The 20941-nt window shown below is 66.2% G+C and carries 13 protein-coding genes, 2 pseudogenes and 2 riboswitches; of the genes and pseudogenes, 8 read left to right on the plus strand and 7 right to left on the minus strand.

Annotated features, from left to right (window positions below; all coding sequences use genetic code 11):
* Positions 1–33: 33 nt before the first annotated feature.
* Positions 34–1252, plus strand: a pseudogene (locus tag M3I53_RS06020) (helix-turn-helix domain-containing protein).
* A gap of 35 nt (positions 1253–1287) precedes the next feature.
* Entirely contained in the window at positions 1288–1947 is a 660-nt protein-coding gene (locus M3I53_RS06025; protein WP_254315054.1) for a glutamine cyclotransferase, read from the plus strand.
* A 48-nt stretch (positions 1948–1995) separates the two neighbouring features.
* Here the strand turns inward: M3I53_RS06025 and M3I53_RS06030 are convergent, their stop codons facing one another.
* The gene (locus M3I53_RS06030) at positions 1996–3948 is read right to left on the minus strand and encodes a TonB-dependent receptor domain-containing protein (RefSeq protein WP_254315055.1); all 1953 of its coding nucleotides are present in this window, start codon (positions 3946–3948) and stop codon (positions 1996–1998) included.
* 102 nt (positions 3949–4050) lie between these two features.
* Positions 4051–4233, minus strand: a riboswitch (cobalamin riboswitch).
* 72 nt (positions 4234–4305) lie between these two features.
* A riboswitch (cobalamin riboswitch) is annotated at positions 4306–4457 on the plus strand.
* Positions 4458–4704: 247 nt separating this feature from the next.
* Between M3I53_RS06030 and M3I53_RS06035 the strand changes: the two genes are divergently transcribed.
* Positions 4705–5802, plus strand: a complete 1098-nt coding sequence (locus M3I53_RS06035; protein WP_254315056.1) for a porin — start codon at positions 4705–4707, stop codon at positions 5800–5802.
* A gap of 69 nt (positions 5803–5871) precedes the next feature.
* Here the strand turns inward: M3I53_RS06035 and M3I53_RS06040 are convergent, their stop codons facing one another.
* Positions 5872–7455 carry an MFS transporter gene (locus M3I53_RS06040; protein ID WP_254315057.1) on the minus strand — a complete coding sequence of 528 codons (1584 nt, stop codon included), beginning with the start codon at positions 7453–7455 and terminating at the stop codon, positions 5872–5874.
* 317 nt (positions 7456–7772) lie between these two features.
* Between M3I53_RS06040 and M3I53_RS06045 the strand changes: the two are divergent.
* From M3I53_RS06045 to M3I53_RS06055, 3 genes and pseudogenes are all read left to right on the plus strand, one after another.
* Positions 7773–8138 (plus strand): annotated as a pseudogene (locus M3I53_RS06045) (DUF305 domain-containing protein); the annotation flags it as partial.
* Between the two features lie 56 nt (positions 8139–8194).
* Positions 8195–9670, plus strand: coding sequence for a YncE family protein (locus tag M3I53_RS06050; RefSeq protein WP_254315058.1), 1476 nt, complete (start codon positions 8195–8197; stop codon positions 9668–9670).
* Between the two features lie 163 nt (positions 9671–9833).
* Positions 9834–10226 carry a hypothetical protein gene (locus M3I53_RS06055; protein WP_254315059.1) on the plus strand — a complete coding sequence of 131 codons (393 nt, stop codon included), beginning with the start codon at positions 9834–9836 and terminating at the stop codon, positions 10224–10226.
* Positions 10227–10242: 16 nt separating this feature from the next.
* Here M3I53_RS06055 and M3I53_RS06060 read toward each other — a convergent pair whose 3' ends face one another.
* Positions 10243–11403: a CHAD domain-containing protein gene (locus M3I53_RS06060; protein ID WP_309249486.1), complete on the minus strand. Its 1161-nt coding sequence runs from the start codon at positions 11401–11403 to the stop codon at positions 10243–10245.
* On the opposite strand from M3I53_RS06060, the gene M3I53_RS06065 reads away from it, so the two are divergent.
* Positions 11387–11755: an NUDIX hydrolase gene (locus tag M3I53_RS06065; protein WP_254315060.1), complete on the plus strand. Its 369-nt coding sequence runs from the start codon at positions 11387–11389 to the stop codon at positions 11753–11755. The genes M3I53_RS06060 and M3I53_RS06065 overlap by 17 nt on opposite strands.
* Positions 11756–11875: 120 nt before the next feature.
* On the opposite strand, the gene M3I53_RS06070 is transcribed toward M3I53_RS06065, so the two are convergent.
* A complete protein-coding gene (locus tag M3I53_RS06070) occupies positions 11876–12358 on the minus strand; it encodes a hypothetical protein (protein ID WP_254315061.1) in 483 nt (160 codons plus the stop codon).
* 230 nt (positions 12359–12588) lie between these two features.
* On the opposite strand from M3I53_RS06070, the gene pstS reads away from it, so the two are divergent.
* Positions 12589–13614 carry a phosphate ABC transporter substrate-binding protein PstS gene (gene pstS / locus M3I53_RS06075; RefSeq protein WP_254315062.1) on the plus strand — a complete coding sequence of 342 codons (1026 nt, stop codon included), beginning with the start codon at positions 12589–12591 and terminating at the stop codon, positions 13612–13614.
* A 113-nt stretch (positions 13615–13727) separates the two neighbouring features.
* Here pstS and M3I53_RS06080 read toward each other — a convergent pair whose 3' ends face one another.
* The 3 genes from M3I53_RS06080 to M3I53_RS06090 all read right to left on the minus strand — a co-directional run bounded on the left by M3I53_RS06080 (position 13728) and on the right by M3I53_RS06090 (position 20787).
* Positions 13728–14630: a transglutaminase family protein gene (locus tag M3I53_RS06080; RefSeq protein ID WP_254315063.1), complete on the minus strand. Its 903-nt coding sequence runs from the start codon at positions 14628–14630 to the stop codon at positions 13728–13730.
* The gene (locus M3I53_RS06085; RefSeq protein ID WP_254315064.1) at positions 14627–17260 is read right to left on the minus strand and encodes a circularly permuted type 2 ATP-grasp protein; all 2634 of its coding nucleotides are present in this window, start codon (positions 17258–17260) and stop codon (positions 14627–14629) included. The genes M3I53_RS06080 and M3I53_RS06085 overlap by 4 nt, the downstream gene beginning before the upstream one ends.
* A 77-nt stretch (positions 17261–17337) precedes the next feature.
* Positions 17338–20787 (minus strand): transglutaminase family protein, encoded by a 3450-nt coding sequence (locus M3I53_RS06090; protein WP_254315065.1) that lies wholly within the window; start codon positions 20785–20787, stop codon positions 17338–17340.
* Positions 20788–20941: the final 154 nt, after the last annotated feature.

Consider the following 20941-nt stretch of genomic DNA (forward strand, 5'->3'; position numbering starts at 1 on the left):
GGGAGTGACAAGTGTGGCGGGATTCCGATGACCATGGATTCGCTGATCACGGCTGCCGCGCGCGCGCTCGCGGCCGGTGATCCGCTCGGCGCGCTGAACCGGGTCGCGTTGCGACGACGCGCCCGCGCTCGCGCTGCGCGGCATCGCCATGGCGCAGCTCGGCGACTTCGTGCGCGCCAAAGCGCTGTTGCGCAGCGCGGCGCGCGGCTTCGGCTCGCGCGAGGCCGTCGCGCGAGCCCGCTGTGTCGTCGCCGAGGCCGAAATCGCGCTCGCCTCACGCGAGCTCGGCTGGCCGGCCGATGCGCTCGCTGCGGCGCGGCAAACACTGGAAGCCCATGGCGACCGCCTCAATGCCGCGCACGCGCGCTACCTGGAAATTCGCCGTCTGCTGTTAATCGGCCGGCTCGACGAGGCCGGGGGCATGCTTGCCGAAGCCGATCCCGCGCCGCTGCCGCCCGCATTGCGCGCGGCGCACGAGCTGATCGCCGCCGGCATCGCCATGCGGCGCATTCAAACGCAGGCGGCGCGGCGCTCGCTCTCCGCGGCCGCGCGCGCCGCGCGTGAGGCGGGCATCGCGGCGCTGATCGCCGAGATCGAGAGCGCCGCGCTGCTGTTGACCTCACCGGCGGCGCGCCTCATCGCGCGCGGTGAAGAGCGGGTGTTGCTGCTGGAAGACGTCGAGGCGCTGCTCGCTTCGAAGGCGCTCGTCGTGGACGCGTGCCGCTACGTCGCGCGCGAGGGTCCAACCGTCATCGAACTCGCAAGACGGCCAGTGCTGTTCGTGCTCGCCCGCGCGCTTGCTCAGGCGTGGCCCGCCGACGTGCCGCGCGACGCGCTCATCGCCCGCGCCTTTCGCACGAAGCACGCCGACGAAACGCACCGCGCCCGCCTGCGCGTGGAAATCGGCCGCTTGCGCACGCTGATGCGCGACGTGGCCGAGATCGGCGCGACCCAGCGGGGCTTCGCGCTGGCGCCGCGCCACGCGAGCGAAGTGGTGGTGCTGGCGCGGCCCGTGGAAGAAAAGCACGCCGCCGTGCTGGCTTTTCTCGCCGATGGGCAATCGTGGTCGAGTTCGGCGCTGGCGCTCGCGCTCGGCGCCAGCCAGCGCACCGTGCAGCGCGCGCTGGATTCGCTTGCCGCGGCGGACAAGGTGCAGTCGTTCGGCTACGGCCGCGCGCGCCGTTGGACCACGCCGCCCGTCCCCGGATTCGCGACGACCTTGTTACTCCCCGCCCCGCTGCCAGGCGATTAGGATGAACGCCTGTCCCTTCATTCAACGAGGAAACCATGAAACGAACGACCGCCGAAATCGTCCGCGAGTACGGCCCTTTCCCCGGCATCGAGAAGGTCGGCGGGGTCGCGTACGACGGCAAACAGGTGTGGTTCGCCGTGGGCGAGCGCATCGCGTCGCTCGATCCGCAGAGCGGCGAGACGCAGCGCTCGATCGACATCGCGGCGCACGCGGGCACGGCTTTCGACGGGCGGCATCTGTTTCAGATCGCCGAGGACCGCATCCACAAGATCGACCCTGAAACGGGCCGCGTGCTCGCGACGATTCCCGCGCCCGGAGGCGGCGGCGACTCGGGACTCGCCTGGGCGGACGGCACGCTCTGGGTCGGGGTGTATCGCGAGCGCAAGATCCATCAGGTCGATCCGCAGACGGGGGCGATCTTGCGCACGCTCGAATCGAGCCGCTTCGTCACGGGCGTGACGTGGGTGGACGGCGAGCTGTGGCACGGCACCTGGGAAGGCGACGCGAGCGATTTGCGGCGCATCGATCCGGGCACGGGCGAAGTGCTGGAACAGCTCGACATGCCGCCCGGCACCGCCGTTTCGGGTCTGGAGTCCGATGGCGGCGAGCAGTTCTTCTGCGGCGGCGGCAACAGCGGGAAGATTCGCGCGGTGCGGCGGCCCAAGCGCGAGGACCAGGCGGGCGGGCGCACTTAGAGCTTGAGCGCACCCGCTCGCACGCAACGCGCAACACGCTCTGAATCCTCAGAACGTGTAGGTAACCTTGCCGAACGCCGTGCGCCCCAGCGTGTTGTACCCGTAGGCGGTCACGTACTGCCGGTTGAACACGTTCGCGAGCGTGGCCGATAGCGCGAGATGCGCATTGACCTGGTACGACGCGCGCAGGCTCACCGTCGTCCACGACGGCAGGTAGATGGTGTTGAGCTGGTCGTCGAACGTCGAGCCGTTATACAGCAGCGAAACGCCGGTACTGAGTGCGTGGAGCTGGAACTCGTCCCATGTGTGATCCACGCTCAGGCTCGCCGTCTGGCGCGGGCGGCGATTGAGCCAGGTCTGGTCGGTCACGTCCTGCGGATTCAGAATCCCCACCGTGAGGCTCACCGGCGTGGACTTGCCGAGCGTGCCTTTGTACGAGAGGTCGAGACCCTGAATGTGCGCGCGGCCCACGTTCACGGGCAGGAAGGTCTGCGAGTTGTACGTGATGAGATCGTGCACGCGCGTGTCGTACACGGCTGCCGTGAACGTGCCGATGGAAGTGGTGGCATCGAGCGCGGCTTCGACGGTGTCGCTGCGCTCGGGCAGCAGGTTGGGGTTCGAGTAGCCCGGATAGTAGAGGTCGTTGAACGTAGGCAGGCGGAAGGCATTGCCGTACGAAACGCGCGCCGTGTAGACCGGCGTGATGGCCCACGAGAGCGCGACGTTGCCCGTATTCACCGACTGGCCCTGCACGATTTCGTGCCGCCCCGCCAGAAACAGCGTGACGGGTCCGAGCGTGGTCGACTGATGCATCGACACGGCGGAATCGTTGCGCGCGGGCAGGCCGCCCGGCACCTCCACGGGCAGGAACGCCAGCTCGCGCGTGTAGTCGTAGGCGAGCTTGGTTTCGCCGTCGAGGGGCATGCCGAAGAGCGTGTGGCCCCTTTCCTGATGCGTGATCGAGGTGGAGGTGGAAAAGCGCGTCGAGTCGATCTCGTCGGTCGGAATCGTCGGGTCGTTCGAATAGATGAACTGACGGTCCGTCGCGTAGCCCACCGACTGGTCGAACTGCGTGGTCGGCGTGACGTCGAGGTGGAACGCGAGGCCGGTCGTAAGCTGGTTGTCGCGCTGGCGGTCGTTGCCCCCCGCGTTGTCGTAGGAGAGATCGGAGCGGTGGTAGAGCGCGAAGGTCGAAATCGACCAGTTGTCGTGCGCGTAGCCGAGGCGCGCGTCCAGGTTCTGCGCGTGGTACGGGTTGCGGCCGTCTTCGTGGCCGTAGGCCCCGGGCTGTGTCGCGTCGATGCCCGCCGTGTTGTAGTCGTGCAGGCCCAGCGAGTAGGTGAGGCCGCTCAGTGCGGAAAGCGGTCCTGTCGAGCCGATCGTGCCCGAGGTGCGGACCTGCGTGTCGAAGGTCTTGTTCGAGCCGCCGCCGAACGAGACGGTGGTCTGGTTCGGCTGGTTCGACGCATGGCGCGTGAAGAGCTGCACGACGCCGCCCATGGCATCCGCGCCGAACGAGGCGGCCGCGGGGCCCGAGATCACCTCGACGCGGTCGAACGAGGCAGTCGCCAGATCGGCCCATTCGGCCGTGCCCGTGGTGACGGAGCCTACGCGTATGCCGTCGATGAACACGGCCACCTGGTCGGCCGACGAGCCGCGGATGCTCACCCCCGTGTACGATCCCGGGCCGCCGTTCTGCGAGACGGTGACGCCCGGCAGCGTGGCGAGCGCCTGCGCGATGCTCGGGTCGACCGGGGAAACGCGGTCGAGGTCTTCGCGCGTGAGGACCTGGGTGCTCGCGTAGCGCTGGTCGAACGATTGCGGCAGATGTTGCGTGTCGCCCACGACGAGGATATTGGGCAGTGTGGTGTCGCCGCCGGCTGGCTGCGGCGCCTGGGTGGACGATGCATTGGCGGCGTCGGCGGTGGCTTCGGCGGCATGCGCGGTTTGCCACGCACAGGCGAGCGCGGCGGAAGTCAAAACGAATTGGCGAAGCTTCATGATGCGGTGGCTGGAAACAGCTCCTGAAATACGGGCTGTCCGTGCAACGGGCGATCGCCGCATGGGCGATGCTTGCGCATTGGGGATCCCCGCCCGCTGCGGCTGCTGGACTCGGCTGATGGCAGGTCTCCTGGCTCGCGGGTCGACATCCGCTGCCGGCCTTCCCGGTTTCCCAGTGGCACGCTCTGGCATGGACTCGCCGCTGACAGTTGCGGGGGCAGCCGCAGTCTTGCACTGCGTTCCCTTTTGATCCCGTCGCCGGGAACCATCAGCGCGCAAGGGTAATAGCCGCGCATTCGCCGCGTCAACCTTGACGAGCGTCGTGTGGCGAAAACACCCGGTTTGGCTGCTCCCGAAACTTACGCTATCCTTGCAGCTGTTTTTCGCGCGTAGGCGCTGCACGAGCGAAACGCAGCAGGGAAGCCGGTGAGAATCCGGCGCGGTCGCGCCACTGTGACTGGCTGTCAATCGAGCCAGGAGTCAGACCTCGCTGCGTTTATTTCACGACTCATTCCAGGGCGCGTAACCCAAGGAGCCGTCAATGCACACCCTCCTGCCTTAGAAAGGCGGCCCAATCCGGTCGCTACCACCGGCCCCGATGCGGCGACAGACCGCTCACGGGCCAACAGGCGTTCGCTGTCCAGGCGCACGCTGGAAATTGACGGATTAACGACGACGTCGGGGCACCTCGCCGCATCAAGCGAGGGCTGTCGGCGCTCGTCCATGCATTCCTTACCAGCACAAACAAGAAGACTCATGAACAACAAGCACATTCTGGCCGTTCTTGGCGGCGCGGCTTTGGCATTCACAGGCGCTGGCGCCTCGGCGCAGCAGGTCACGTTGTACGGTGAGATCGACGCTAGCGTCGACTATGTCAGCGACGTCGCGGGCCGCACCCAGTATCGCGCAGGCTCGGGCCTCATCGACGGGAGTTTCTGGGGCCTGCAGGGCAGCGAGGACCTCGGCGGCGGCAACGCCGCGATCTTTCGCCTCGAGCGCGGCTTCTCGGTCACCTCTGGCGAAGCCTTCAACGACCACCCGTTCTACGTTGGTCTGCAATCCGAACGATTTGGCACGCTCACACTGGGCCGACAGTACGACACGATGCACGACTACTTCGCCCCGTTCACGCTAACGGGCGGCGCGGGCGGCACGGCATTCGCGCATCCGTTCGACAACGACAACGCCAACAATTCGTGGCTCGCCTCGAACGCCGTGAAGTTCGCGAGCGCCACCTACGGTGGTTTCAGCGCCGGCGCGATGTACGCGTTTTCGAACGCGGCGGGCCGCTTCGCGCAGAACCGTGCCTACGGTTTCGGCGCGCATTATGAGGGCGGACCGTTCAGCGCCGGCGTGGCGTGGATGCACATCGACGGACGCGGCGCCTCTTCGGTGGGTGCGTACGATACGTCGGTGCTGCCGGGTGCGGGCCTCGTGCCTACCGAGGTCGCGGTGCAGCGTGAAGACATCATCGGCGCGGGCATGAACTACGCGCTGGGCGACGTCACGCTTGGCGCGGCCTGGTCGCGTTCCATCCACACCGGCGTGAGCGAGGCCGACGGCGGTGCGCCGCTGCCGTCGATCGCCTTCAGCAACTACGAGGTGAATGCGCTTTGGCAGATCACGCCCGCGTTCTCGCTGGCGGGCATGTATGCCTATACGAGTGCGACCTCCGCGCATTGGCATCAAGGTGCGGTGCAGGCCGGCTATCAACTGTCCAAACGCACGGACGTTTATACCGAGGCGATCTATCAGCGCGCGTCGTCCGGTGCGCTTGCGATGATCAACACCTGCGACCCGTCGGGTGGCCGCAACCAGGTGCTCGTGGCGGCGGGCATCCGGCATCGCTTCTGACGCACACACGAAGCGGGCCCCGAATCATCGCGATTCGGGGCCGTTTTACTGCGTGGCTACATCACTCATTTACTGCCGCGCCTCGAGATAGCCGACCCGCACGGGCGGCACGAACCACGCGAGACAAAGGCCGGCTAGCGCGGCCACGCCAGCGACGATGAGGCCCATATGGATCGAATCCACGAGTGCGCTGCGCGCCGAATTCATCATCGCGTCGCCGGCATGGCCGGCGCTCACCAGGCGGCTGATCAGCGCGGCCTGGTCGGCGCGGTCGACGAGCAGTTCGGGACTCGCAAACGACCTGAACCACTGCGTCGCCTGATATGAGTCGAGCGAGCGATTCACGCCCATCGTGTAGAGATGCCCGAGCAGCGCGCCGGTCATCGCCGTGCCCAGCATGCCGCCAAATGTGCGCAGCGATTGCAGCATCGCCGTGGCGGCGCCGAGATGGTCGCGCGAGACGATCTGCTGCGAGCAGACCGTGAGGCTCGTGCCCACGAGGCCCAGCCCCAGGCCGCTCGCGCCCATGCACGCCATCCACACGAGATGCGGCTCGTTGCCTCGCAGCACGACCACCGCGAGGCTCGCGAAAGCGGACAACGCAAAGCCGACGTAGAGAATCGCGTTGGCGCGCCGGATACGCGTGACCACGCGATTGTTCACGAAACTGCCGACAGTCGTGCCGAGCAGGAGCGGCGTGATCAGCATGCCCGAGGCGCGTGGCGACATCGCATAGCCGCCCTGGAACAGCAGCGGCACATAGAAAACGAGCGAGAACAACGCAAACCCGCCGAGCACCGACATCGCAAAGAGCGGGCCGAGCTTGCGGTCGAGCAGCATGTCCACGGGGATGATCGGATAGCCCATGCGCTTTTCCCAGAAGAAAAGCGTCAGCGAACAGACCACTACGATCACGGCCAGCACGATCGTCGAAGTCGTCCAGCCTTGTCTCGGCAAGAGCTCGATGGCGAGTTGCAGCGCGCCGAACGTGACGGCGACGACGCAAGCGCCGAGCCAGTCGAGACGCAGCCGCGCGCCTTCGCGGGCATGGTGCAGATGCGGCAGGAAAGCGTGCACGAAGAAGAGCGCCACCACACCCACCGGCACGTTCACGAAGAACACGAGGCGCCAGCTGCCGTGCTGGGTCAGCATGCCCCCAAGCGTTGGCCCGACCACGTTCGCCAGGCCAAACGCAGAGGAGACGAACACCAGCCAGCGCAGGCGTAGCCTCGGATCGGGGAACAGGTCGGCGACGGTCGCGAACACCGTCCCCATCATGATGCCGCCGCCGATGCCCTGCAGGCCGCGCGCGAGCACGAGAAACAGCATGTTGGTCGCGATCCCGCAGAGCACCGAGGCGAGGGTGAAGAGGAGGATGGCTGCGAGCATGAAGGGCTTGCGGCCGAACAGATCGCCCAGACGTCCGAAGATCGGAATCGTGATGACCGACGCAAGCATGTAAGCCGTCGCGACCCACGCATAGAGCTCGAACCCCTTGAGCTCCGCGACGATGCGCGGCAGTGCGGTGCCGACAATGGTCTGGTCGAGCGCGATCAGCATCGAAACCGACGCGACGCCGAGCATCGCCAATACCGACTCGCGAAACGGCAACAGCTGCCGCGCCTGATCGTGAAGCCCAATGCTCGTGGCCATGTAGCGCTCCTCACCGCTGCGACGCGGCTAATCTTCTATGCGGCGCCCGGCAAAAGTTCGATCGGTCGGGACCGCGCGTGCGACCTTCATGCGCCGTGCAATGATGGTACGCCCGCTTACGCGAATGTCACGAGACGAACACGCCATCGACGAAGTTATTCCACTCGGCCCGCGCGAGGCCAGTGAGTCGGCAAGCGTTTGCCAACGTTTCGCGGCTCGTCGATCTGCCATTCAATTTTGCTCTGCATGGAGTAAATCGGCGATTCCGCTGTTTGCCTTCACATCGGATGGGCTTCGACCAATACGGAGGGGACGTCATGAACGCTGCAGTTCGACTCGTTCTGCGGGCAACGGTGTGCGGTGCGGCCGTGCTTTCCCTAGCCGGTCTATGCGCCGCGTCGTCGAGTGACGCGGGAGCGTCTCGCGACAGTGAGGAAGCCTCGTTTCTCTCTGAAAACGACGCGGCCATGACGAAGATGATGACCGGGATGGCGGCCAGGCCCACGGGCGACATCGACCGCGATTTCGTCGCAACAATGATTCCCCATCACCAGGGTGCCATCGACATGGCCATGGCGGAACTGCGGCATGGACACAACGAACAGCTACGCAGGATCGCTCAGGAGATCGTGGTCGAGCAGCAGCAGGAGATCGTTGCGATGCGCCTTGCGGTGCGTGACCCGAACACGGCGCCGATGTCCCACTGACCCACCCGCATCGAGACGCAGGAGACAACGTCATGAAATACAACGCCATGCTTGGCGCGGCCCTGACCGCCGCTGCGCTTGCCGCCGGGACGCTCGCGCAGGCGGGGCAGGTCCCCGGCTCGCAATCGGCCGCCGATATTCCAGTGAGCCATCGGGATCGCGTTTATTCGTCTGATCAGTTTTCGAACACCGTGTCAGTCATCGATCCCGCAGCCAATCGTCTGGTCGGTGTCATCCGCCTCGGCGAGCCGACTCCGGCCAACTTCAGCCCGCTCTATCACGGTCAGCTGCTCGTGCACGGCATGGGCTTTTCGCCCGATCACCGCACGCTGGCCATTGTCTCCATCGGCTCGAACTCGGTGACCTTCATCGATACGCAAACCAATGCGGTCAAGCACGTGACCTACGTGGGCCGTTCCCCGCACGAGGCTTTCTTTACGCCCGACGGCAACGAAGTGTGGGTGACCGTGCGCGGCGAGAACTACGTCGATGTGCTCGACGGCAAGACCTTCGAAGAGAAGACGCGCATTGTCGTGCCAGCCGGGCCGGGCATGCAGATCTTCTCACCCGATGGAAAGTACGGGTATATCTGCTCGTCCTTCAACCCGGAAACCGATGTCGTTTCGGTAGCCGATCACAAGGTCGTGGCCCGCGTCACGCAGGCGAGTCCGTTCTGCCCGAACATCGCGGCGACGCCGGATGGCCGGCAGGTCTGGTTCACGCTCAAGGATGTGGGCAAGACGCAGGTGTTCGACGCCCGCCCGCCGTTTGCGCTGCTCAAAACGCTCGATACGGGGCCGATCACCAATCACGTGAACATTGTGCAGAACGCGCACGGCATGTTCGCATACGTGACGGTGGGCGGCCTGAACGAGATCAAGGTGTTCCGCACCGACGACTTTTCGCAGGCGGCGACCATCGCGGTTGGCAGCCTGCCGCACGGCATCTGGCCGTCCGGCGACGGCACGCGTGTCTACGTGGGCCTCGAAAACGGCGATGCGATGACGGCAATCGACACGCTGACCAACAAGGTCATCGCCACGGTGCCGGTCGGCCAGGCGCCGCAAGCCGTGGCGTACGTGCCTGACGCCGTGCCCGATGGCGACGGCACGGCCAACACGCAGCCGCTCGGCGCGGCGGGCGAGGCCACGCACGTCATGCTGGTTCCGGTGGGCGGTGCCGCGGCCGACCATGGCGCTGCGCCCACTTCAGTGGCGTTGTTCGATCAGGGATTGCTGCAGGTGCTGCAGGCTGCGGTGACGGGACTGCAGGCGGGCCAGCCGTATTTCCTCGGACTTTCGGACCACGCCGACGGCAGCGGCCGCATCGACGTCCTCGCGAGCTTCAAGGCCAATCCGGCCGGTTCGGCGATCGTCAACACGCTGGGCCAGATCCGGCAGGTCGTCGCGCCTGGCACGCCGGGCGTGACCGACCACCGGCGATATCTCGTGATCGCGCCGAGCGTGGGCGGCGCGCCCGGACCGGCTGTGCAGGTGCAGGCCTTGTGAGTGTCCCGGGCATCGCCCCGGTCATTTCGAATTCCTTAGTAAAAGGCCTGGGTTGCGTGGGCGAGACTGTCTGTTTGCCCACGTAAGGCAGCGTCTGACCCTTGACGCCGGCTTTTGCGGGAAGCTAACTGACGGCGATCGCACCCGAAAGCGAGGCGAAGCAATGAGCGCTTGCCGCAATGTGGCTAACAGCCAGCTTACCGTCCTGCTCCTGATCCTTCTGGTGCATGGCACGGCCAACGCCGCCGGCGATCGCGCGGCGCCCACCACCGCGCCCGGTTTCGAGCCGAGCGAGCTTTCGACAGACTGCATCGACCGGGAATATCGCGGCAAAAACGCCAGACTGGGACTCGACTACACCGACCTGATCAACAACTGCGGCGCATCGGTCATCATCACGTGGCAGTCGTTCAACAACGGCGCGCCGCAAACGGAAGGCGGGGGAATGGGGCAATCGGAATGCATACCGCCCGGCGGTTCCATCACCACCGCGTCGCGCGAGCGGCTCGGCGCGGCGAGCGAGAACCTGCCGGTTAGCGTCGTGACCTGCCAGTGATGGCGGCGGCGCCGATTCAGTCGGAGATGGCTCTTACCCTTCGCGAGGCCGCGTCTATTCGCTCGCACTTCTCTCTTTCTAACCACTGCAATGACTTCTCGACGACGTCGGCGGGCACCTCGTCGAATGACGTGTTGCGGATCAATGTCTCGCTCGCGGCAATGTCGTTGAACTCCCCCAGCGTCTTTTGAACGGACGTCAGCTCCTTGATGGTGCGATCGTGGCCGCCTTTGATTACGGGCTGGAAAAACTCGAGCAGATACCGCAGCTTTTTACCGGCCTTGCGCACCTCATGGAGTTTTTCCTCGTGGCCAGCCTCGCTTCGCGCGGCGCGTCTGCTGCGCTTTCGAAGCGTGCGCTGCGCCATACGGACTCGGCGCCTGGCAAACGCGCGGATTGGCACATCATTGCAACACGACTGCAGCGTGGTTTGCGCGCTAAGCACGGCGTCGTTCAGAAATGCCTCGACAGCGTCGCTCCTGATCATGGCCTGGCTATGCGCCACCGCTTGCGCGCGCTTCTCACGCGCGGCGCTCACGAGCAGTTCGATGGATGCGTCTGACTTCTGCGCGGTTCTGAGAAGATCGCCTGCGATGTCCCAGTCGCGCGTCCCGCCCGCCACGGCGGCCAGACGCTTGAATTCTTCGCTGGCTTGCGCGGTGGCTTCCTCGCCGAGCCAGGGCGAGTACGCCCAATACAACGCGCGAAGTTTTCTGAAGGCCACCCGAAGCTGATGAAACGCTTCGGGGTCGACCTCTGTCGACAGCTCTTTCGTCCTTTGCACTGCCTCGATGACCACTGGCATGGCCAATGATGAAAAGGTGCTGGCGATAGAGGTTTTGCTGGTGAGTGACGCAGTGGAGCGTCGTCGATCGGTTCTGAAGCGAGTGCGCGGCCGCGGCAAGGGCCAGTCACCGTCCATATCCATTTCAGCCTCGGGTCTGTCAAAAAACAGGTTGGCACAAACCATACCATAAGGAATTGGTGCAATCCGCTTTTCGTGACGATTTGATGAAATGTGCAAATTCTGGCGAGGCGACGGCCATTGCGTCGCCAGCAGGTTGAACTTCTGATTTTCTGTATTACGATGCTTACCTACGTCAGGCGTTGCTGTGCGGATGCATCGAGAGGCGCCCCCCGGAACGAAGTGGGAGTTCGAGTTGAAGAAACGGGCCACCGTGATCTGTCGTAGAGGTAAGCGAATACTCCTGGTAGCACGCAGTCAGTCGAAGTGGGCACTACCGGGTGGCATGCTGAAGCGCGGTGAGCATCTTACGGAGACCGCGCTTCGAGAACTCAAGGAGGAGACGCGGCTCCTGGGCAAGTCGGCCAGGTACCTGTTCGACATTCGCGGCAAGCAGAAACACCATCACGTGTTCTCCTGCGAAATACCGAGGCAGGCCAAGGCACGGCCGAGCAGCGAGATAGCCAGGTGCCGATGGGTCCATCTCGACGACATCCCGCGCCTGCTCACCAGCGGCCCGACGAACGATATCGTGCGGCTGATCAACCAGCGGCGCAGGAAGTAACGCCACGCCCTTCGTGGTGAGGGATTGAACGCCCACGGCGTTCAATCCCGATGCATCTGCCTGCATCTGCCCTTCACAGGCAGATGCCCCAAGCCCATCGTCACCAACGCTTCGCGCCCATCACGCGTTTTCGTCGCCTTTGGCCGGACGGCCCGTCTTGACCGTCTCGAGCGCTTCGATCGCAGCCAGCAGCCGCTTCTGCGGGGCCGCTTCGAGCAATTGAAGGCCGGCGCGCAAAAGTTCGCTCTTTCTCACCGCAACACCGGCCTCGAGGCACTTGCGTTTAAGGAGTGCGATGCGCTGGTAATCCGTCTTGGGCATCGTGAAGCTGTCGCGCACGACCTTGTCTTTCCTCACGCGCTTGGCCTTGACCTTCTCGGCCGGTGCGGCTGCAGGTGCAGGGACGGGTGCCTCTGCAGCGCCGTTAGCGGGTTTCGCCGCCGCTTTGGGTGCGGACTTTTTGCGTTTGGACTTAACCGCCGCTTCCGCTGCCGCAGCGGGCTTTGCTGCTTCGCTTTGCTCATCCGCGGGTGCCTCGGCTGCCGCGGACTTCGGGAAGTGGAACGCCTTCTTGGTGGGTTTGCGTGTGGTCGCTACAGTCATGTCGATCTCCGGTCTGAAAACGGTATAAACAGTATATACGGTTTATAGCGATATACCACGCGTGCCGGGATCCGTCTTCGAACCTGTTCGGTGAGTCCTGGCTAATCCGTCCTCTGAATGATGAGGTCAGCATCCATAAGCTCTCGTTTGCGATCGATTGCAGTGTCACCCAATCGTCACATTGCGAACGTAACGTCCAGCGCATCCATAACGATTTTAAGGAGTACGGGATGAGAGTCAGTCTCTTTGCGATTGTCATTCTCGCGCTGGGCACGGGCATCGCCCAGGCTGCGGATATCACGGGCGCGGGCAGCACCTTCGCGGCGCCGATCTACACCAAATGGGCGGACGCGTATCAGAAGTCGGGCGGCGGCAAGGTCAACTATCAGGGCATTGGCTCGTCGGGCGGCATCAAGCAGATTCAGGCCAAGACTGTCGATTTCGCGGGTTCGGACGCTCCGCTGAAGGATGACCAGCTGGCCAAGGACGGCCTGTTCCAGTTCCCGACCGTGGTCGGCGGCGTCGTTCCGGCGATCAACGTGCCGGGTATCAAGGCCGGCGAGATCACGCTGTCGGGCCCGGTGCTCGGCGACATCTACCTCGGCAAGATCAAGAAGTGGAACGATCCGGCCATCGTCGCGCTGAACCCGAAGGTCAAGCTGCCTGATCTCGACATCGCCGTAGTCCGCCGCGCCGACGGCTCGGGCACCAGCTTCATCTGGACGAACTACCTCTCTAAGGTCAACCCCGAGTGGAAGAGCAAGGTCGGCGAAGGCACGACCGTGAGCTGGCCGACGGGTACGGGCGGCAAGGGCAACGACGGCGTCGCAGCCTTCGTGCAGCGTCTGCCGGGCGCGATCGGCTACGTCGAGTGGGCGTACGCCAAGCAGAACCATATGGTCTACGCCGCGATGAAGAACGAAGCGGGCGCTGTCGTTCAGCCGGGCACCGAAACGTTCAAGGCAGCGGCCGCCGGCGCTGACTGGAAGAAGTCGTTCTACCAGATCCTCACGAACGAGCCTGGCAAGGACGCATGGCCGGTGGTCGGCGCGACCTTCGTGCTGCTGCACACGGCACAGGACAAGCCGGACCAGGGCAAGGAAACGCTCAAGTTCTTCGATTGGGCCTTCAAGAACGGCTCGTCCGCCGCCGATAGCCTCGACTACATCTCGCTGCCGGAGTCGGTCGTCAGCGAAATCAAGTCGCAGTGGAAGGAGAAGGTCAAGGACGCGAGCGGCAAGCCGATCGCGCCTTGATCTGCAATGGCGTGCGAGCGCGCGCATGGATTTGCGCGCGCCGTCGCCGAATGCCGCCCGGCTTTCGGCGCAATTACGCGGCATCGCTTCGACGCTGGGTCTGAGCGCCGCCGTCAATCCGCGCTCACATTGACCGCCACATCCACCCGATGCGCGCCCCCGCCGAGAATGACGCCGCGCAGGAGCGACACGTCGGTGTAATCGCGGCCGATGGCGAGCGTCACGTGACCCTGGTCGGCGAGCACGTCGTTGGTCGGATCGAGATCGATCCAGCCGGCGGTCGGCGCAGACGGCGCGGAAGGCACGTAGAGCGAGACCCACGCATGCGAGGCGTCCGCGCCGATCATCGGCTGAGCGCCTTCGGGCGGGTCATTGCGCAGATAGCCACTCACGTAGCGCGCGGCGAGCCCGATCGAGCGCAGGCAGCCGATCATCACCTGAGCAAAATCCTGACATACACCATGGCGCAATTCGAAGGCGCGCGCGGCGGGCGTATCGAACGACGTTGCCGAGGGGCGGTACGCGAAGTCGGCATGGATGCGATGCATCAGGTCGATCGCGCCGGCCAGCACCGGCGCGTCGGGCGCGAAACTCTCCAGCGCGTAAGCGCGCAATTCCGGCAGCAAGGCGATATTCGGCGAGGCACAGCAGAACTCCGACTCCGCATGGAACGCGCCGCCCGCGGTGTAACGCAGCGTATGCGCGACGTCTTCCCAGGCCGGCGTGCCGTCTGCGTCGAGCGTCGCGTAGCGCGGCGAGAGCAGCACGCTCGTTTCGCTAGTCATCTGCAGGTAGTCGTGCGGCGCGTCGAACGAGAAGTAGAGCACCTCGTTGCCGAAGGCGTCGCGGCGGCTCGTCTGATACGAGGGCGCGGGTTCGATGCGCTCGCGATGCGCGAGCACGCGCTGCCAGGGAAGGTCGAGCGGGCGGATGGTCGCGAGATGCTGCGCGGTCTCGACGAGCGTCGAATAGCGGTAGGTCGTGCGGTGAGTGACCGCGAGGCGCGTGCCGTTCATGACCAGACCTGCGCGGCAAGCGGCGCGGCGTGGCTGAACCAGCGCGCGCTGATCTCGTTCGACATCGCGGCCATCCGCTCGGCGAGACTCTCGCAAAGTGCGGTGAGCGCAGGGTAGCGGCCGTCCTCGCCGGGCTCGCACAGCGCTTCCAGCGTCGGGAGTGCCTCGATGGGTGCGAGCTGCGAGGCGAACGGCTCGCGCTTGGGGCCGCGCGCCGCCTGGGCGATTTCGTCGAGCCGCGCCCGCAGCCGCGCATAGACGCCGTAGAGGCCGCGCGGATTGGTCGGGTCGGTCACGATCACGTCGAGCAGGGCAGGCACCTCGAGACGCCCCGGATACAGCGAGCGATATGTGAGCGTGCTGTCGAACAGTTGCAGCAGCACGTCGAAGCCCGCGGGCGTGGCGAGCGTGCGTTCGTGCGCGGCGATACGGAGCATGGTGGCCAACGCGGCCACACGTTCGATATGACGTCCCGCGAATAGCAGGCGCCAGGCTTCGTCGCGCGTCATGCGGTCGCCCTGGCAGCCGCTGATGGCGCTCAACTGGGTTGCGAGTGCATCGAGCGCGCCCATCAGCGCCATGCGGTCGTACGGCGTGGGACGCCTGAATTCGATCGCCGCTCCCTGGCGCGATGCCGCAGGCACGAGCGAAAGCGCCTGAAGCGCATCGCGGAAGTCGTTGCGCGAGGCAAGCACGGTGCGCCAGTGATCGTTCGACAGCCGGCCGCGAATCTCGCCGCACGCATACGCCTGGCTCGCGAGCGTGCGGCCGATGCCTGTCGCGCCCGCATTTTCGTGCAGATTGGCCACGAGCGCGCGCTCGAAGTCGTCGAGGCTGCGCCGGGTTTCGCTGCCCGCGGCGGGCACGAGCCCGTTTGCCGCGGCCAGTTCGACGAAGGTGCCGAACAACTCTTCGGCGTCGCTGCCTTCGAGCGAACCGAGAATCAGCCGGCACAGGCGCACCGCATTTTCGGCGCGCTCGCCGTAACGTCCCGCCCAGAACAGGTTCTCCGCCGAGCGGCTCGGCACGCGGCGGCGCTCGCGGCGCACCTCCGCCGGCTTCATAGGGCTCGGCAGGAGCGTGAAAGTCGAACCGGGCTGGCTTGACAGCACCCAGGTATCCACGCTGCTGCCGCCCATCTGCATCGATACGGATTCCTGATGTTCGGCCGCGAGGCGCGTGAAGCCGCCAGGCAGCACGCGCCAGCCGCGTTCCTGATCGGCAATCGCGTAGACGCGCAGCCCGGCAGGCCGCGCGCCGAGCATTCCCGCACCGGTCTCATAGCGCGGCGTATAGCTGTAGCGCAGCGGCTGCTGGACCGTGAAGGCGTCGGGCAACTGCTCGATGCGCTCGCGCCAGTCGGAGAGCGTTTGCACGCCGGCGGCGAGTCCGGGCGGCGCGGACGACCCGTTCGCCGCGCCCGGCCACGTCGGCACGAGCAGCGCCTCGGGCACTTGCGCAAGCGCGTCGCGCCGGGCCGCGTCTTCGCCGCACCACCAGGTCGCGATGCCCGGCAGCGCAAGCTCCTCGCCGAGCAGCGCCTGCGCGATGCCGGGCATAAAGCCGTGCAGCGCAGGCGATTCGACAAAGCCCGCACCGGGCACGTTCGAGACCATCACGTTGCCCGCGCGCATGACCTGCAGCAGTCCCGGCACGCCGATGGTCGAGTCGGCGCGAAGCTCGACCGGGTCGCAAAAGGTATCGTCGAGGCGGCGCAGCACGGCGTGCACGCGCTCGAGCCCATCGAGCGTCTTCAGGTACAGCATGTCGTCGCGCACCGTGAGGTCCTTGCCCTCGACGAGCGTGAGGCCGAGATAGCGCGCGAGGAACACGTGCTCGAAATAAGTCTCGCTGAACGGCCCCGGCGTGAGCAGCACGATATGCGCGGACGCGCCGCTCACACTTCGCTCGTCGGCGCTCATGATCGCGCGTGCGGCAGCGGCTAACGTGGCGACGAGCTGCGAATAGGACGGCGCCAGACGGTGCACCCGCATGGTGCGAAACGGCTCGGCGAAGAGGCTCGAGACGATCAACCGGTTTTCCAGCAAATAGCCGAGTCCCGAGGGCGCTTCCGTGCGGTGCGAGACGACGGTCCACTGACCTTCGGGCGCGCGCGCGAGGTCGAGCGCGACGATCTGCAGATACTGGCGGCCGGGCGGCACGTAGCCCTTCACGGCGCGCAGATAGCCCGGGTGACCGAACACCAGTGCGGGCGGCAGCAGGCCGCGCGCGAGCAGCGTTTGCGGCCCGTAGACATCGGCGACGATCTCGTTGAGCAGGCGCGCGCGCTGCGCGGCGCCGCGCTCGATCTGTGCCCATTGCGCTTCGTCGATGATGAACGGCAGCACGTCGAGCGCCCACGGCCGCGGGCCGCCCGCGTCCGCATAGACGTTATAGGTGATGTCGTTCTCCCGCACCTGACGCGCGACCGACGCCGCGGCGCCGTCGAATCCCGCCACGCCCTGCTTGCCGAGCAGCCCGAAGAACTGCCGCCACGGCTCGCGCAGCTCGCCTTGCGCCGTCTGCAGCTCGTCCCAGTGCCCGGCGCGCACCGGCAGCGTGCGCAGCGGGGCGCTCGCCGGCTCGTCGCTGGCGGAGGAATCGAACGGCAGGGTGGATTGGGTCGGCAAGATCGTGGGTCGGGGCAGCGCGCCTCGCTTGCGAGGCGCGCCTTTGGTTAGTGCTCTTGACGGGTTATCGGCCGCAATCAGCCGCGGCGTAGATCCAGTGTGAACGGAAACTCGAGGCTGCGCTCGGGTGGCGCCACTTCCACGGGACCCGGCGTGTGGCCGGTCGTGAAGAAGCGCGCGCGTCGCCGGCTCTCGGCCTCGTAGGCGTTGACCGGAAACGTCTGATAATGGCGGCCGCCCGGATGTGCAACATGATACTGGCATCCGCCGACCGCGCGCGCGCTCCAGGTGTCGACGATATCGATCGTGAGCGGCGCGTGCACGCCGATGGTGGGATGCAGCGACGTCGCCTGTTGCCACGCGCGAAAGCGCACACCGGCCACGCTCTCGCTAACGCGTCCGGTCGGCTGAAGCGGCAGCGCGCGGCCGTTCACGGTCACGACGTGGCGGCTTTCGTTGATGCCGAGCACGCGCACTTCGAGCCGCTCCACCGACGAATCGACATAGCGCACCGTCGTGCCGGCCCCGCCTTCTTCGCCCATCACGTGCCACGGTTCGAGCGCATGGCGCACCGAGAGCGCGATGCCGCTCGTCTGCAGCTCGCCGACCAGCGGGAAGCGGAATTCGAAGTGCGGCGCGAACCAGGCGGGATCGAGCGCGAATCCCGCCACGGACGTCTCGGCGAGCACGTCGTCGAAATCCATCTGCACAAAGGTCGAGAGCATGAAGCGGTCGTGCAGCCCGGTGCCCCAGCGCGTGAGCCGCTGCGTGTACGGCGTCTTCCAGAAGCGCGCAACGAGCGCGCGCAGCAGCAGTTGCTGCGCGAGGCTCATGCGCGCGTGCGGCGGCATTTCGAAGCCACGCAGCTCGAGCAGGCCGAGGCGGCCCGTCGGGCCGTCGGGCGAATAGAGCTTGTCGATGCAGAACTCGGCGCGATGCGTGTTGCCGGTCACGTCGATGAGGATGTTGCGCAGCGTGCGGTCGATGAGCCAGGGCGGCACGCGCGGGCCATCGTCGAAGGGGCTGCCGAAGCCGCGCAGCAGATCGACCTGACGCTGGATTTCGGCGAACGCGACTTCCAGTTCGTAGACCTGATCGTTGCGCGCTTCGTCCACGCGCGGCGCCTGGCTCGTCGGCCCGATGAAGAGGCCCGAAAACAGATACGAAAGCGACGGATGGTTGTGCCAGTAAGCCACGAGGCTCGCGAGCAGATCGGGGCGGCGCAGGAACGGGCTGTCGGCCGGCGTGGCGCCGCCGAGCACGAGATGATTGCCGCCGCCGGTGCCGGTGTGCCGGCCGTCGAGCATGAACTTCTCGGTGGAGAGCAGGGTTTCGTGCGCGGCCTGATAGAGGAATTCGGTGCGCTCGACCAGTTCATCCCAGTTCGACGACGGGTGGATGTTCACCTCGATCACACCGGGGTCGGGCGTGACCTGGAGCATTTTCAGGCGAGGGTCGCGCGGCGGCGGATAGCCTTCGATCACGACAGGCAGCGCCAGGTCGGCGGCGGTGGCTTCGACTGCGGCCAGCAGGTCGAGGTAATCGTCGAGTTCTGCGAGCGGCGGCATGAATACATGAAGCTGACCTTGCGAGCGGCCAAAGGAGGCGACTTCGGCTTTCGGCCCTGCGGCGCGCGCGGGGTCGCGTGTTTCGACGCACAGCGCGGTGCGGTGGGTCCAGGCGGCGGATTCGCCGCGCTCGGGGTAGCGGTTTGTTTCAGGTCCGTTCGCGCTTCCCGCATTTACCGCGTGCCGCGATTGCGCGGCGGCATCGAAGCCCGCCTCGTACTGCATGCGCAACTCGGCGGCGCTGCGCAGCGCCGCCGGCGCGGCGAACGGATCGCGCGAGTGCTGCCACGGGTAGTCGCCCGCGGCGACCCACGGCAGCGAATCGAGCGGCAGACGGTAGCCCATCGGCGAGTCGCCGGGAATGAGGTACATGCGCTCGTCGCGGAAGAACCATGGGCCGCTCACCCAGCGGGGACCCTGCAGGGCGGGTTGGGCCGCAGGCAGCTCGCCACGCTCGCACGCAAGCGGCAGCACGTAGCCGGTCACGGTGTCGAGGCCCGCGTCGAACACGCGGCGCAGCCGCATGCGCTCCAGCTCGTCGTCGAGGCGCGAGTCGAACGGATCGACGTTCACCGGCAGGCGGCGCTCGCGCCACAGGTAATACCAGGTGTCCTCGTAGGCGGGCTGCGCATGCTGTGGATCGACCGCGAGCTTCGCCGCGAGGTGCTCGATGAAGCGCTGCGCGTCCTGGGCCGTGTGGCGGGTCGGCGAGCGCTCGTCGGCAAAGAGCGCGGGATCGCGCCAGCACGGTTCACCGTCCGCGCGCCAGAAGAGCGAGAGCGCCCAGCGCGGCAACTGCTCGCCCGGATACCACTTGCCCTGACCGATATGCAGAAAGCCCGGCGCGCCATAGTGCGCGCGCAGCTTATCCATCAGCGCGATGGCGTAGCGGCGCTTGGTCGGGCCTAGCGCATCGGTGTTCCATTCGGGCGCGTCGCGGTCGCCCGCCGCAACGAAGGTCGGCTCCCCGCCCATCGTGAGACGCACGTCCTGGCCGGCGAGCGCGGCGTCGACCTGGACACCCATTGCGTGCATTTCGGCCCATTGCGCCTCGGTGTAGGGCTTCGTCACCCGCGGCGTTTCGAGCGCGCGCGAGATCGACATCGAATGCGTGAACTCGACTTCGCAGTCGTCGAGCGCGCCCGAGATCGGTGCGGCGCTGCCGGGCTCCGGCGTGCACGCCACCGGAATATGGCCTTCGCCCGCAAGCAGGCCCGAGGTCGGATCGAGCCCGATCCAGCCCGCGCCGGGCAAATAGACCTCGCACCAGGCGTGCAGGTCGGTGAAGTCGGACTCGGCGCCGCGCGGGCCATCGACCGCCTTGACGTCGGGCGTGAGCTGCAGCAGATAGCCCGACACGAAGCGCGCCGCGAGCCCGAGCTGACGCAGTGTCTGCACGAGCAGCCAGCCCGTGTCGCGGCAGGAGCCCGAGCCTTTCTCCAGCGTTTCCTCGGGCGTCTGCACACCCGGCTCCATGCGGATCAGGTAGCCGATTTCGCGTTGCAGGCGCTGGTTCAGATCGACGAGGAAATCGATGGTCACGCGCGGCGTGCGGTCGATCGTCTCGACGAACGCGGCGAAGCGCGGCGTCGGCTCGCTGTGAGCGAGGTACGGCGCGAGTTCCGCGGCCAGTTCGGGCTCGTACGTGAACGGAAAGCGCTCGGCGCCCGGTTCGAGAAAGAAGTCGAACGGATTGTAGACCGCCATTTCCGCGACCAGATCGATCGTGACGCGGAATTCGCGCGTCGGCTCGGGAAACGCGAGCCGCGCCTGATAGTTGGCGAACGGGTCCTGCTGCCAGTTGACGAAATGACCGGCAGGCTCCACGCGCATCGAGTACGAGAGGATGGGCGTGCGGCAGTGCGGCGCGGGGCGCAGGCGCACCACGTGAGGCGCGAGGCGCACGAGCCGGTCATAGCGATACTGCGTGACATGGTTTAACGCGACACGGATGGACACACCCGACTCCTCGATCGACGTGGATGGAACGGCGGAAAAGGCGCACGGCGCAGCGCGCCTATGATGCGCATGGCGCGAGTGCAGAATGTGACAGCGGCGCTCACGCGGGTGCGAGGCACGCCGCGTGCTGTGCGAGCCACAGCGAATCGCGCGG

Source organism: Paraburkholderia sp. CNPSo 3272 (assembly GCF_024206495.1).
GTDB lineage: Bacteria > Pseudomonadota > Gammaproteobacteria > Burkholderiales > Burkholderiaceae > Paraburkholderia.